15 protein-coding genes are annotated in these 15164 nt (G+C 35.3%); 4 read left to right on the forward strand and 11 right to left on the reverse strand.

From position 1 onward, the window contains the following. The first annotated feature begins 88 nt into the window (after window positions 1–88). The 4 genes from ftsZ to AC2A07_RS13340 all read left to right on the forward strand — a co-directional run bounded on the left by ftsZ (window position 89) and on the right by AC2A07_RS13340 (window position 5119). Entirely contained in the window at window positions 89–2002 is a 1914-nt protein-coding gene (gene ftsZ, locus AC2A07_RS13325; RefSeq protein WP_484050822.1) for a cell division protein FtsZ, read from the forward strand. A gap of 182 nt (window positions 2003–2184) precedes the next feature. Further along, window positions 2185–2631 (forward strand): GatB/YqeY domain-containing protein, encoded by a 447-nt coding sequence (locus AC2A07_RS13330; RefSeq protein ID WP_484050823.1) that lies wholly within the window; start codon window positions 2185–2187, stop codon window positions 2629–2631. Between the two features lie 458 nt (window positions 2632–3089). Continuing rightward, window positions 3090–3500 carry a BrxA/BrxB family bacilliredoxin gene (locus AC2A07_RS13335; protein ID WP_314494703.1) on the forward strand — a complete coding sequence of 137 codons (411 nt, stop codon included), beginning with the start codon at window positions 3090–3092 and terminating at the stop codon, window positions 3498–3500. 101 nt (window positions 3501–3601) lie between these two features. Then, window positions 3602–5119: a GH3 auxin-responsive promoter family protein gene (locus tag AC2A07_RS13340; protein WP_484050824.1), complete on the forward strand. Its 1518-nt coding sequence runs from the start codon at window positions 3602–3604 to the stop codon at window positions 5117–5119. Window positions 5120–5170: 51 nt separating this feature from the next. On the opposite strand, the gene AC2A07_RS13345 is transcribed toward AC2A07_RS13340, so the two are convergent. From AC2A07_RS13345 to AC2A07_RS13395, 11 genes are all read right to left on the reverse strand, one after another. Continuing rightward, on the reverse strand, window positions 5171–5335 hold the full coding sequence (locus tag AC2A07_RS13345) for a hypothetical protein (protein WP_314494706.1): 165 nt from the start codon (window positions 5333–5335) through the stop codon (window positions 5171–5173). 91 nt (window positions 5336–5426) lie between these two features. Then, window positions 5427–5801 (reverse strand): hypothetical protein, encoded by a 375-nt coding sequence (locus tag AC2A07_RS13350; protein WP_484050825.1) that lies wholly within the window; start codon window positions 5799–5801, stop codon window positions 5427–5429. 21 nt (window positions 5802–5822) lie between these two features. Beyond that, on the reverse strand, window positions 5823–6164 hold the full coding sequence (locus AC2A07_RS13355) for a hypothetical protein (RefSeq protein ID WP_484050826.1): 342 nt from the start codon (window positions 6162–6164) through the stop codon (window positions 5823–5825). Window positions 6165–6168: 4 nt separating this feature from the next. After that, the gene (locus AC2A07_RS13360; protein ID WP_484050827.1) at window positions 6169–7152 is read right to left on the reverse strand and encodes an endonuclease/exonuclease/phosphatase family protein; all 984 of its coding nucleotides are present in this window, start codon (window positions 7150–7152) and stop codon (window positions 6169–6171) included. 75 nt (window positions 7153–7227) lie between these two features. Then, on the reverse strand, window positions 7228–8220 hold the full coding sequence (locus AC2A07_RS13365) for an endonuclease/exonuclease/phosphatase family protein (RefSeq protein ID WP_484050828.1): 993 nt from the start codon (window positions 8218–8220) through the stop codon (window positions 7228–7230). Between the two features lie 6 nt (window positions 8221–8226). After that, window positions 8227–8997, reverse strand: a complete 771-nt coding sequence (locus tag AC2A07_RS13370) for a rhomboid family intramembrane serine protease (protein WP_484050829.1) — start codon at window positions 8995–8997, stop codon at window positions 8227–8229. Between the two features lie 4 nt (window positions 8998–9001). After that, entirely contained in the window at window positions 9002–10780 is a 1779-nt protein-coding gene (gene mutL, locus AC2A07_RS13375; protein WP_314494717.1) for a DNA mismatch repair endonuclease MutL, read from the reverse strand. Window positions 10781–11391: 611 nt separating this feature from the next. After that, a complete protein-coding gene (locus tag AC2A07_RS13380; protein WP_484050830.1) occupies window positions 11392–12240 on the reverse strand; it encodes a YoaK family protein in 849 nt (282 codons plus the stop codon). 19 nt (window positions 12241–12259) lie between these two features. Continuing rightward, window positions 12260–12760, reverse strand: a complete 501-nt coding sequence (locus tag AC2A07_RS13385; RefSeq protein ID WP_484050831.1) for a hypothetical protein — start codon at window positions 12758–12760, stop codon at window positions 12260–12262. A 143-nt stretch (window positions 12761–12903) separates the two neighbouring features. Then, the gene (locus tag AC2A07_RS13390; protein WP_314494722.1) at window positions 12904–14313 is read right to left on the reverse strand and encodes an ATP-binding protein; all 1410 of its coding nucleotides are present in this window, start codon (window positions 14311–14313) and stop codon (window positions 12904–12906) included. Window positions 14314–14316: 3 nt separating this feature from the next. Next, a complete protein-coding gene (locus AC2A07_RS13395) occupies window positions 14317–15024 on the reverse strand; it encodes a response regulator (protein ID WP_314494724.1) in 708 nt (235 codons plus the stop codon). Window positions 15025–15164: the final 140 nt, after the last annotated feature.

Raw genomic sequence — 15164 nt, forward strand, 5'->3', positions numbered from 1 at the left:
AAAAGATAATTGGGGGAGCAAACCATCGATTACGAGTCATTCATCAATTATCAATTATCATTCATAATCAATTATTAAAAAAATAAGTATGGAAAATATAGGCACACAGGGATTTTCATTTGATCTGCCAAAAGGAAACTCTTCGATCATCAAGGTTATCGGTGTTGGTGGCGGTGGAAACAACGCACTGAAGCACATGTACGAAAAAGGAATTCACGGAGTAGATTTCGTGATCTGTAATACGGATGCCCAGACTCTGGATAATAATCCGGTTTCAAACAAAGTTCAGTTGGGAATTACCATTACTGAAGGTCTTGGAGCAGGTGCAGATCCTGAAGTAGGTGAAAAAGCGGCAATAGAAAGTATTGAAGACATCAAAGCAGCCATGGGACAAAATACCAAGATGGTATTTATTACTGCGGGAATGGGTGGTGGTACCGGAACCGGTGCAGCACCTGTTATAGCTAAAGTTGCTAAAGATATGGGGATTCTTACCGTTGGGATCGTTACAGTTCCTTTCAGCTTTGAAGGGAAAAGAAGATTGGACCAGGCAGAATTGGGACTGGACAAATTAAGAAATAATGTTGATTCGTTAATTGTAATCAATAATGATAAATTAAGACAGCAATTCGGAAATCTTGGTTTCAAACAGGGCTTCTCTAAAGCTGATGAGGTTTTAACCAACGCCGCAAAAGGTATGGCAGAGGTAATTACCGGTTATTTTGATGTAAATATTGACTTTAGAGATGCTAAATCAGTGCTTCAGAATTCCGGTACGGCATTGATGTCTACCGGTACTGCTTCAGGTGAAAATAAAGCCGAAGAAGCGGTAAGAAAAGCGTTGGATTCTCCGTTGTTGAACGACAACAAAATTACCGGTGCAAGAAACGTGTTATTGTTGATCAGAAGTGGTGTAGAAGAAGCTACAATGGACGAGATAGGAATCATTATGGATTATATCCAAAAAGAGGCAGGCCACACCGCAGATATTATTTTCGGGGTGGGTGCTGATGAAGAATTGGGAGATGCTGTGAGCGTTCTGGTTATTGCTACCGGTTTTTCCAATGACAACCAGAAATTTTCTGGACCTACGGAAAAAATAAGAATAGGTTTAAACGACGCACTGGAAACGCCTAAGTCTTCTCCTTTTAAAACAAGGGATGAAAGAGAATCTTCTCCTGAACAGGGTTATGATTTTGGAGGGAAAAATCTTTTCAGATTAGATGACGAAGACCAGGATACACCACAGTTCAAAAGGTCTGTTTCTGAAAAAAAAATGATTATTGAGGATGAGGAAGTAAAAACTGAAATAAAATTCTCTGACAGAGAGGAAGATAGTACAGACAGTCCTATTCTCAGCTGGAGAAATGACGATTCAGGCAATGATGCTGCTGCCCACTTATTTTCTTTTGATGATGACCCGAATGATCTGGAAATTCAGTCTTTCTCTTTTGATTTTGAAAATAAAAAGGAAGAACAGAAAGAAAATTCTATTAGTAAAAATTATTCAGATGAAAAAGCGGTAGAGTTTAACTTTACGGTCAATGAACCGATTGTTGAGCCTAAATATGATTTTGGACAGCCAAAAAATGAGGTTAAATCTTCCACAGTAATTGAGAAAAAAACTGAAGAGACAATTACTCATAAAGTAGAAACTTTCTATCAGGGTTCGGAGCAGCAAAAAGTTGAGGAAAAACCAACTTTTCAGCACAGATCAGAAGTTGAAACTTCCAGACAGACAGAATCTGAATTTACTTTTGTGAATAAGCCTGCAGATCAGGAAAGAGCTTCAGAAAGAAGAAACAAACTGAAAGAATTCAATTCGCGATATCAGAATTTTGATCATGCTAATGAATTTGAATCTGTTCCTGCTTTCAAAAGAAAAAATATCTCTATCGACGGTTCCAATGCTTCAGAGCAGAATATCAACACGTATCTGTCTGATAACAACGGAAACATGCAGATCAGAGAAAACAGATTTTTAAATAAAGACGTGGATTAAATAATGTAACAATTTTTTAATGTAACAATATAACAATGAAATAATGTACCAATTAAATAATGTAACAATGTACCAATGTAGTACTTTAGTGCATTTAAGTTATTGATACATTTTAGACATTGATATATTGTTACATTTTATACATTGTCAAATTGTTACATTATTGATAAAATTTTAAGAAAATGAGTTTAGAACTAACTATAAGCGAAGCGATAAAAATAGCAATGAGAGCTAAAGACAGAGTTGCTCTGGATTCTCTCCGCGCTGTAAAATCCCAGATATTATTACTTAAAACCGAAGCTTTAGGAGCTGAGGTTTCCTCTGAACAGGAAATTGCAATTTTGCAGAGAATGATCAAGCAGCGTAAAGACTCTTATGAGCAGTTTACCGCTCAGGGAAGAAATGATCTGGCAGAAGTGGAAGAGGCTCAGATGAAAGTCATAGAGAAGTTTTTGCCTGCACAGTTATCTTCTGAAGAGCTGGAAGCTGAAATCAGGAAGATAATTTCTGAAACCGGTGCTGAATCAATCAAAGATTTAGGTAAAGTAATGGGAACTGCTTCAAAAAACTTAGCCGGAAAATCTGACGGTAAAAGTATTTCCGAGATGGCTAAGAAATTACTTTCCTAGTATATAATTGATGAGAAATAAATGTTGTGTAATCATCATATATTCCATTATTCATCTATAGATTATTTATTCAGGATATTCAACCTTTGCATATCGATTTGATTAACGAAGCCCGAAACATTATGGATCGGGCTTCATTTTTAAATAAATATACTTTTAAATTACCCTATTCTAAAAACTGCAGGTAATAGTAAAAGTTGGGGAACTGATTACATATCAAAATGAACTGACATGTCTAAATAAAGTTTTTTCACGGATGTTAGTTTTTAGAATTGATTTCAAAATTAATAAAAATAATTTATAATTTGGCATAAATTGTTATTAATATACAGTTTATTGTATGTTATAAATATGTAATATTAGCTTTTCATTTTGTTTTGCGAATTAATCAATAGTTTTTATAAATTGACCAGTCTTTTAGAATGTCGTAAATTTGTAAATAATTAAAATTATAAAAAATGTATCCATCAGATTTAGTATTGCCGATGAAGGCTGAACTTACAGATAAAGGTTTTCAGGATTTAGCAACTTCTTCGCAGGTAGAAGATGCTTTGAAACAGTCAGGAACAACTCTCTTAGTAATCAATTCTGTTTGCGGATGTGCTGCGGGAGCTGCAAGACCGGGAGTAGTTTATTCTTTGACGGGAGAGAAAAAACCAGATCATCTGACAACTGTTTTTGCAGGTTTTGATAAAGATGCGGTTGACACAGCAAGAAAACATTTAGCACCATTTCCTCCAAGCTCACCTTGTGTAGCTCTTTTTAAAGATGGAGAATTGGTTCATATGTTGGAAAGACATCATATTGAGGGAAATCCTGCAGGAGCAATCGCTGCAAACCTTCAGGCTGCTTACGACGAATATTGTTAATATTGAGTATTTAAATACTTTATATCGAAACCGTTGCAAAATTTGTGACGGTTTTTTTATTTTAAGGCTAAATAAATTCAATTATTATTATATTTGTTGAAATGGCAACGAAAGCACTTTTCAATACTGTAGTCAATTGGTTTATCCGCCAGAGGATAGATCAGATACAGAATTTTATGGATCATCCTATCGAAACACAGAACGGCATCCTGTTCTCCCAGTTGTTCCATGCAGAAGATACGGAGTATGGAAAGCGATATGGTTTTAATACGATCTCAAGCTATCAGGACTTCAAAAATAAAGTACCGGTAGTAACCTATGAGGACTTTGAGCCTTATATTGAAAGGGCAAGACAGGGGCACAAAGACGTCAGCTGGCCCGGGTATATCAAGCATTTTGCAAAGTCTTCCGGAACGACGAATGCCAGAAGCAAATTTATCCCCATTTCAGCAGAAAGCCTGGAATACTGCCACATGAAGGCCGGTAAGGATATGGTCTCAATCTATGCCAACAATCATCCGGAAAATCAACTGTTTACTAATAAGAATTTGCGCCTCGGAGGAAGTTCTGAGCTGTATGCAGATTTCAATACTAAATTTGGCGATCTTTCAGCAATTCTAATCGATAATCTTCCTTTCTGGGTAGAGATTACCACGACACCCAGTAAAAAGGTTTCACTGATGGGAGAGTGGGAAAGTAAACTTAAAGCCATTACTTCTGAAGTGAAAAATGAAGATGTAGGAAGTATTCTTGGTGTTCCAAGTTGGATGATGGTACTTCTGCAGAGGGTTTTGAAAGAAACGGATGTTAAAAATATTTCAGAATTATGGCCTAATCTGGAAGTGTTTTTTCACGGCGGAATCAGTTTCAAACCTTATAAGGATCAGTATAAACAGATTATAGGAAAAAACATCAACTACTACGAGATTTACAATGCCTCTGAAGGGTTCTTTGGCATTCAGGACCGGCCGAACAGTGATGAGATGTTACTGATGCTCGATTACGGTATTTTCTACGAATTTATTCCTATGGACCAGTTTCATTTATCAAACCCGAAGGTTATCAGTTTGGAACATGTTGAAATTGGTAAAAATTATGCGATGGTGATTACCACCAATGGTGGATTGTGGAGATATCTAATAGGTGATACGGTTGTATTTACTTCAATAAGTCCTTTCAGAATAAAAATTACCGGGAGAACGAAGCATTACATCAATGCATTTGGTGAAGAGCTGATGATTACCAATGTAGAATCCGCATTAACGCGCGCTTGCGAAGTGACGAAATCTTCTGTGACAGATTTTACAGGAGCTCCGATATTTATGAAAGAAAATGAGAGCGGTGCACACGAATGGATTTTTGAATTCAGTGAAAAGCCTCAAAACTTAGAAGAATTCACGGATGTTTTTGATCAGCATCTCAAATCTATCAATTCTGATTACGAAGCCAAACGATATAATAATATCACTTTAAAAAAGCCGGTCATCCATATCGCCAGACCTAACCTGTTTTATTGTTGGCTGGAATCCAAGGGAAAGCTTGGCGGACAGAATAAAGTTCCCCGTTTAAGCAATGACAGGGAGTATATCGATCCGCTATTGGAAATGAACCAAATATAAAAAACCGCAGATATTTCTGCGGTTTATGTTGTAAGGGGATCTCTCTAAAAATTAAATAGATCCGGGACAAGCAAAGACAGAGCATCTGCCAAATGCATTTCTGCACATATTCCACGCGCACCCGTCCTCTTCTTCTTTTGGAACATAGCCTCCTTGTACTTTTTTCAGAGTTTCTCTTGTCAGCTTATTAGCTTTTAATGCAATTAACTTTTTCATAATAATTTGTTTTGGTTGATTGTTTTGGAATTCTAATGTACTGCAAATTTTATAAATAATGTTAATTTTTCCCTGAAAAATAATTAAATATTTATCTTTTAAGGTCTTCTTTAAGTTTTTTCGCACCCTCTTCTACCTTCTGGGCTCCTTTAGCTGCTGCATTCTTTACATCTTTTCCTACCTCCTGAGCTCCGGACTTGATATCCTGACCTACTTTATGGGCTTCACTTTTAATATCCTTTCCTGCTTCATTGATTTTTTCGCCGGTCTTATTTACTGTAGTTTTTACATCAGATTTTGCTTTATCTATTTTTGTAGTATCTACAAAGCCTGTCTGACTTTCTGTAGTTGTGACCGTAGTAACAGAGCCGTCAGGATTTTCAACTGTTTCAGTTTTTGATGTCGATTGTGTACAGCTTATCACGAAAGCTGAAACAGCTAATGCTGCTAAGATTTGTTTTTTCATTGTGTATAATTTTAAATTTGTTTACTCTGTTTTGGTTGGTGAACCTGTGGGGCTCTCTGTATTCTTAAGTTTCTTTTCTGCTTCTGCCTTCCGTTTGTTTTCTTTTTCAAGTTCTTCTGTAATCTTTTTCTCCTCTATTTCTAATTTTATAGCTTCTTTCAGAGAATCCTGATAATGTTGGGAAGACATTCTGATTTGACGTACGATGTCTACCGATGTTGCTCCTGCAGAAAAAGAATCAACAGCTGTTGTGTCATAATGAGGCTGTACCGACTGAATATCCTCATTACTTGCAGGGGCGGGCTTTGAACAGGCCATCAAAAAAAAAGAAATAAGGACACCAGTTGCTAATACTTTTTTCATGGAACTAATTTAATAGAAATTCGGCAATTACAGGATAGTGATCCGATAATTTTACAGAATAATCAACTTTATAATTTAGGGGTTTTATACTTTCTGACGTAAAAATATAATCAATTCTCAGAGGGAATTTATAATCGTGAAAACTGGTTGCGCTTCCGTTTCCCGTTTTTACAAAAGCATCATTAAGACCTTTTCCTAAATGATAATATTCCCATGAATTAGGAACAGCATTGAAGTCACCGGCCAAAATCACCGGATAGGGAGACTGATCAATTGCTTTCCTGATTTTTTTTATCTGCTCTTCATGGATTTTAAAGGTGGGAAACAAATGTGAAAAAAGAGTGGTCAGTTTGTTTTCCTCTTTTCCTGCGGAATATTCATCCTTCATCCCCAACATATTTTTATTGAGTTTAAAAGGTTCTAAATAGACATTAACGATCCGGATGATCTTTCCATTTACATCAACATCTGCGTAAAACGAATTGCCTTTTGAATCATCATTGATCAGGTCTGCCTGATGTAAAATTTTATGTCTTGTTTTTAAAATAACAGAAGGATATTTTATCAGGTCTTTTCTTAACGCTGAGACCGTATCCTTTTCCTGTACAAGAATGATGTCTGCATTCTGATCGGTGATGTATTTTTTTACCGTTGGCCAGCCTGAGCTTCCATATTTTACATTAAAGGTCAGAACTTTAATAACATTCTCAGAATTTTGTGGAGTCTGTTGTGGCGTAAAATTAACCCATCGTCTCACCGGATTAAAGAAAATTAATGTTGATAATAAAAAAGCAGCAGCAATTTTCTTATGTTTAAAAAACCAGATGAATGTAAAAACGATGTGAAGAAGAATAAGATATGGAAAACCCAGAGAAAGCAGATTAAGACTGCTGAAACAGGTCGGTGAAATATAGGCGTTGGCAAAAGTACAGAGAAGTAATATAAGTAAAAACAGATGAAAAACTAAAAATACATGTACACGCTTCATGGAAAACTCTGATATGTTTTTTGCTTTGCAAAAATGCTGCCAGGAAATTGATTCAGATCATAAAATTAATAGAGGTTATTGTATATTAAAAGTGGCAACTACGGGAAAATGATCTGAAAGCTTTACTGAGCGGTCTACGTGATAAGTAACAGCTTTTATAGAAGGCGAAGTAAAAATAAAATCGATTCTGATAGGGAATTTATAATCATGGAAACTGGTTCCGCTCCCTCTTCCTGCTTCAAAAAAAGCATCTTTTAAACCATTTCCTAAATAATAATATTCGTAAGAATTTGGAACAGAATTTAAATCTCCGGCTAAAATCACAGGATAAGGGGACTCATCAATATTTTTTCGAATGATCTCGGCCTGTTCCTGGTGCATTTTGAAAGTAGGCATAAGTCGCTTAACGATATCTTTTATTTTTTGCTCATCCTCTTTACTGTTTCCATTGAGTTTGACCATACTTTTTTCAAATTTAAAAGGCTGAAGATATGTATTAATGATACGGTAGGTTCTACCTTTGATTTCAATATCGCTCAATTCACAGTAAGCATTAAATTCCTCATTATACATACCTTCAAACAATTCTTTATGGAATCTTATTTTGTATTTTGAGTACGTGGAAACGATAGGTGAAGAATGGTCTTTTTTAAGATTTTTAAAATGATATTGATAATTGTAATCTTCCTGCAGTAATATAATATCTGCATCTTGCTGATTAATATATCTCTCAATATTTTCAGCGCCGAATTTACCGCCCTTTATATTGAACGTGACAATTTTTAGATTGGCAGTTTCTTTTTTTTCGGCAGAAAAATTAACCCACCTTCTGACAGGATTTAATAGAAATAATCCTAAAAACATAAAAACAAATGCTCTTTTTTTCCATGAAAAAATCCAGAAGAATGTAAGTAAAACATATCCGATGATGAATACTGGAAATCCTAATGACAGAAGGTTAAACCAGGCAAATACTTTGGGAGGAACGTAAGCGTTCAGTAAAGTGCCCAGCAACAGGAATAAGATGCCTATGTGAAAAATGATCAGGATAAAACGAAATATTTTCACGATATACTAATTAAATCTATATAAATGCTTTCTCCAGATTCTTGCTAAAATATAGCCTGTTATAGCTCCACCAACGTGGGCAAGATGAGCAATACCTCCGCCATTTCCTGTAAGACCCAAATAAATTGAACCAATGATAACAACTGGCAGTACATATTTAACTTTAACAGGTATCGGAATAAACATGATCCCTATTTTAGCTTCAGGATATAATGTTGCAAAAGCTGCAATAACTCCAAAGATAGCTCCGGAAGCACCCAGCATAGGTGATCTTAGATCAGTAAAAAGCTTCTCAGATAATTGAAAGCTCTCCGGAGTACTATTATTAAAAAGTATTTTTCCCGTGTAATTTATATCAGCTTGTCTGTATATTTCAGATGGGTCAATTCCTAAATTTTGCAAACTTGTGGCAATTTGCTGAATTTCAATAAAATTCCATAAATTAAAAAGAAAAAAAGCTCCTAAACCGCTCAAAAAGTATAGAATCAAATATTTCTTATCACCCAGAGATTGCTCTAAAATAGGTCCAAAACTATATAAGGTAAACATATTAAAAAGGATGTGCATAATGCCTATTCCGCCCTCAAGTGGAGCGTGCATAAACATATGTGTTACAATCTGCCAAGACTTAAAATTGGGTGATAAAGGATAATATGCAGCTAAAAAATTATATAACTCTTGGTTTTGTAGTGCATAGAGAAAGAAATTACTGATTACATAAACAACCACATTAATAATAATCAGGTTTCTTGTAATCGGTGGTATATTATTAAACATGTACTTAAAATTTATTTTTAAAATCATTAAACGGAACTTCGTAAAAACATCTTTTTCCGTTTGGTAAAAATTCCGGGAATCCTAATGCGGTGAAGTCTTTAATGAGTTGCTCAGCATCCGCTTTGTAGATAAAATCAAACCTTGATTTTGACTGCATTTTTGCCCATTGATTATGATAAAACTGCATAAATTCTTCTTCAGTTTTATATTCAAGAACATCAAAAAGGTTTTCAAGAAACTTCATAACCTGGGTTTCTTTTAATCCTTCAGGCACCGTATCAATTCTTAAGACATTTTCATGAGCAATTTTCATGTCAAACCCCAGTTCCGGCAGAAATTTTTTAATTGATTTATATTTATTCTTTTCAATTTCGTTCATGTGATACTCCAGGGAGAACAGTAGAGCGTGGCTCACACTCCCTTTTTTGATCGATTTGTTATTTTCTGCAACGAGAAGCCGGTGCATTCTTCCCAAATCTAACATTAAAGTCCGGTCTCCTTTATTAAACAGCCAGTATCCGTTGGGTAAGCGCATGATGTCTTCATCAAAATCTTCATCTTCAAAAAGATTGATCTTCGAAGGTTCAGCAGAGATATTCTGATGATACATCTCTGTGAGGTTCTGTATTTCAGTTTTTGTTACTCCCTTTTCTTCTAAAAAAGGATTGTAATCCCGGTCTACAATGATTTCCGGCATTTTAAAACTTCCTCCGGTATTGCTTTTGCTCGGAAAACTTTTCTGCATCATCTCGTCCAGCTGCGGATCTCTTTCAAAATCAAGACTGGGTGCAATATTGTAAATTCCTAAAGACCTTTTAATTGTTGAACGGATCAAAGCAAAAATCAGATGTTCATCTTCAAATTTTACCTCCGTTTTTTGCGGATGAATGTTAACATCTATTTTTTCAGGATCTAATTCCAGATAAAGAAAAAATGTCGGAATATATCCCGGTAAAAGAAGCCCTTCAAAAGCTTCCTGAACGGCTTTGTTAAAATAAGGACTTTTAAAGAATCTTCCGTTTACAAAAAGAAACTGTTCACCACGTGTTTTTTTTGCGCCTTCAGGTTTTGCAACAAACCCATGGAGTTTACACCAGAGAATATCTTCTTTAATAGGAATCAGCTGTGGGTGTAATTTTCTTCCGAAAACATCTACTATTCTTTGCATCTGTGTTCCTTTTCTCAGTCTGAACACAGGATCGTCATCATGGAACATAGAAAATTCTAAATTCTCATGAGCTAAAGCGACACGCTGAAATTCATCAATAACGTGTCTGAATTCTATATTGTTGTTTTTCAGAAACTTTCTTCTTGCCGGAACGTTGTAGAAAAGATTTTTAACTAAAAAGTTCGATCCTTCTGCCGTCTGCACCGGATCCTGAAACTGAAAGATTCCTCCTTCAATGTAAATATTTGTTCCTAAAGGAGATTCAGCCTGCCTGGTTTTCAGTTCTACCTGAGAAACTGCTGCAATAGAAGCTAATGCTTCTCCTCGAAAACCTTTCGTTGCAATTTTAAATATATCATCTGTCGCTCTTATTTTTGACGTAGCATGTCTTTCAAATGCCATTCGGGCATCAGTTTCTGACATCCCTTTGCCATCATCAACAACCTGAATAAGATTTTTGCCTGCATCTCTTATGATCAGTTCAATTTTTGAGGCTCCGGCATCAATGGCATTTTCCAAAAGTTCTTTCACAATGGAAGCAGGACGTTGCACCACTTCACCTGCTGCAATTTGGTTGGCTACATGATCCGGTAAAAGCTGAATAATATCTGACATAGAATAATAATGAACGTACAAAAATAGTCAAAGCAAATAAGAATTAAAATAATTAGGCAATGAATTAAAAATTAACTTATTTCCTGCCATAGTATAGAGGACAAAAAACTTACTCTATAAATTGATTCTGTTATTTTTCTAACGCAAAGTTTTATTTAAATAACGCATCATTAAAGGAGTAAAGAAAGAAATCAATGAAATTGATTTTATTAAGCGAGCTTCATCAGCGGCTTGGCCGCCACTCTTTGCTCCTTAAAACTAAGCAGCTTGCATCATAAAACTTTGCGTTTAAAAAACAGTCCAACAAGTTTCGCAGATCATTAAGACTAACTACCAATTTATTCAGACGAAAACTTTATATAATACGTCAATTTTTGTCGCAACGCCTTTTTATGTTTGCAATCCATATTAAGTTTGGATGAAATATTCCCACAACTCCTGTTTTATCCGGTAAAAAAAAGTTAAAATTAAAGGTAATTGGTTTTGTAAAACAGGCCGTTCGCAAACTCAGGTATATTTAAAGAGGATAAAAAGCCCCTGCTTGCAAAACAGGCAGAGGCTACAAAACTAAGTATATACAATTTGTGTTTTTATATTTTGTACAATGACTTTTATGTCATTTTTTCTTCTAAGACAAGTTTGGATTTTTCTTTCTTGTCTTCTTTAGCTTCGCCCGGTCCATGTATTTTTTCGTACATAAATGCCATAAAGTTGGGTTTGTTATAAATTTTTGCATACCTGTAATTGGTCTTAAAATGTCTCAGGTTGATCTTGTAAAAATCATAGCCTATTACGACAAGCAGACATACACTGATTACATAAAACACGCTGAATTCCAGATAATAATAGGTGAAACCTGAAAAAACAGCTCCTAATACATAAGAAAACATAATACTTGATAAAAGCTTAGCTCTTGCAATTAGCTCAGGATTTTTCCTGTATTTTTTGTGGGTAAACATAGACATCAGGATTCCTAAGTCGGTTGTTGTACCTGTAAGGTGGGTTGTTTTTACTAAAAAGTTAGATATACTTGCAGTAAGACCATTCTGTAAACCTGTCGCAAAGAGCATTAATGCCACCAGATATTCTGCTTCCTCAAGGGTTTTCTGATAATAGAACTGACCGTAAATTCCCACCGCCAACAGACATATAATCTCTAATACAATTGGCATCGCATGGGCAAAGTATTTACTTTTTTTATTAAAGTTGATTACGAAAAAATTGGCCGTAAAACTTCCGAAGAAGAACAGAAATATCCAGGCACCAACTACAGCAACCTGTGACCAGTTTCCTTTACTGATCTCAGCGGCAAATACGGCATAGTGTCCTGTTACGTTTGAGGTGAACGAAAGAAATATTAACAGAGATGCAATGTTTATAGTTCCTGCTGTAAAAGCAGTCAGCGTCCCCAGTCTTATATTGTCTCCTAATGTCCTGCTGTTACTATAATTTCTTAACATTTTTCACTTTTTTAATTGGTTAATTAACTTCAACAAAAACTTCTGCAAGCTTTCCTCTTTCAGGCATGAATTCCGGAACATCAACCGTAATTTCACGTACTATAATGTCTTTCGCCTTCTTCAGGTATGGAACCAGATCAAATTTTCCTTTTGTATTTTTATCTTTTAAAGTACTGGTATAGTATGCTTCCTCAACATTTTTTGCTGTAAGATAATTTGTGAAAGCCCTCTGGAAACTTCCTGTAAATACATCACAGACAATCTTATGAACCAGATGAGGATATTTATTTTTAATGATGCTGTATGCATCACAAAATTCTTTTGACCTGATTTTGTTGAAAACAGTTCCTTTGGTATTGAATAAGAGATCTCTGATCGAATCTCCCATATCGTAACCTGATACTAACAGAATGTTGTATTGAGTATCTTCTTCCCGAGCGTTTTTCTCTTTTAATACTTTCTTTAATATATTTAAAGATTCAAGAGAATAGTCCGTTGCAATTAAAATGGTCCTGATCATATCTTTAGATTTAGTGATTGCCTATTTTGATAATACAAAACTATATCTGTCAGATTAAAAGATCTTTGGAATGGAATTAAAATGTAATTAAAGAGATTAAAATGAGATTAGAATTTCATTTTAAAAAATGCTTCTGTCTGAAGCTAAGATTGTTTTTCTGTCTGCTGAGTGGCGTAGACCGTTGGAAAACGAAGTTGTACGGTAGTTCCCTGGTTTTCAAACGAACTTACGATCAGTTCACCATTATGCATTCTTACTATATTCCGGGCAAGTGGCAGTCCAATGCCATAGCCTTCATAATTTTTGGTATTGGAAGCTCTGAAGAAAGGATCATAGATTTTATTCATTTCAGATTCAGGAATACCGATTCCGGTATCCTTAATGATAATATAAACATCAGTATCAGTGGCTCCAAGGGAAACTTTCACCTGATTGAAATTAGAGTATTTGCATCCATTATTGACAATATTGGCAACGGCAAGATGCAGCAGCTGTTCATTTCCCTGAACTTTAAGTTTTGCAGGATTATCGGGCAACATGCTGATATCCAGGTAGATATTGTTTCTTGAGTCTATTTTTCTGATGGTTTCTATTACATCCCAGAGGAGCTGATCAATTCTTACTTTGTCAATTTTCTGAATTTTTCCGTCAAAACCGGTTTGAGCAATAATCAGTAAAGCTTTTATTTTTTTATCTAATTTTTCCGCTTCATCAAGTATAATTTCTAAGGTTTCTTTGTATTCATCAGCCGTTCTGTTCATGGAAAGGGCAACATCAGCTTCACCCATTATCGAAGTGAGCGGGGTTCTGAGCTCATGAGAGACATTTCCAATCAGGTGATTCTGAGTTTCAAATGAAGTTTCAATTCTTGTAAGCATCGTGTTGAAGGTATCAATCAACTCATTAAGTTCTTTATTATCAGGTTGTGGTTCCAATCGTAAATGGAGATTTTCAGAACTGATTTCTTTTACTTTTCCTGTAATTTTAAGAATAGGCTTAAATAAAGTTTTGGATAAATAAAAGGAAAATATCATACTGAAGAAGATTGAGAGCACCATACAGGTAATCAGGGTTCTCTTCAGAAATCCGAGGTAGTAAACGACATAATGGTTTTTCGCAGAAGCAATAGCAATATATTCTCTGTTATTGGATTTGAAAGACTGACCGATATAATAAAACTCACTGTCGTTATAATTGGCTTCTCCTTTTCGAATGATATTTTTGAAGAATGTATCAGGGATGTGTACTTCCTTAGAGATGTTTTTAAAATTTGAATCTGCGGGGACTGCAAAAACATAGTCTTTTTCCATTGGGAGTTCTTCATCATTCAGGCTGTTGAGAATGTGATTCTCAGGAAGGTCGAGATGTTCTTTTCCTTTTTCGATCTGTACAATAGTGGTGGTACGGATTTTCAGTAACTCATAAAATCGCTGATGCGAGAAATTAACGATGGAAAAATAGACCAAACCTCCGAAGATGGAAATGACAGTTGTAAAAACAACCATCAGAAGTACCATCGTTTTGGTCTGATTTGTCATCATTTTGTTCGGCATATCTTATGGTTTTTTCAGCACGTAACCCATCCCAATCACGGTATGAATAAGCTTTTTATCATCGTGATTATCTATTTTTTTCCTTAAATAATTAACGTAGACATCGACAACATTGGTTCCCATCTCATAATTCACCCCCCAGACTGCATCCAGAATTTCAGCTCTTGAAATTACTTTTTCGGGATTGTTAAGGAAATACATCAGGAGTTTATATTCTGTTGAGGTCAATGAAATTTCTTCTCCTCCACGCTTTACTTTTTTTGTATAATCATTTACTGTGAGATCAGAAAAACTGAACAGGTATTCATTGAATGATTCATCTTCCGTGACTTCGGGTGTTGTAATAGGTACACTTCTGCGCAGCAATGATTTTACGCGGGCAACCAGTTCAATAAACTTAAACGGCTTCACCAGATAATCATCTCCACCGCTTTCCAATCCGAGAACGATATTTTCTGAGCTTCCCAATGCCGTTAAAAAGAGAATAGGGACATGTTTGTTGGTTTTTCTGATTTCTTTACAGACTTCCAATCCGTTCATTCCGGGAAGCATAATGTCTAAAATAACAAGATCAAAGTCATTTTCCTGTACAAGACTTACTCCTGTCAGTCCGTCAAATGCTACGGAAATTTCATAACCTTTTTCCTGCAGTCCTTTTTTAATAAAAGAAACAACACTGGTTTCATCCTCAATCAGAACAATTTTTTTCATAATACAACGAATATTACAAAAATAGGGAAAAGATTATTAATGATCGATGGAGTTATTGGGTTGGAAATTTGATATTTTTATAAACAAACGTTCAAGTGTTTCAAACGCAGAAAGTATGAATAGCGGATCATCAAACAAAA

It is taken from the genome of Chryseobacterium sp. HNCC26DJ238 (assembly GCF_057180465.1).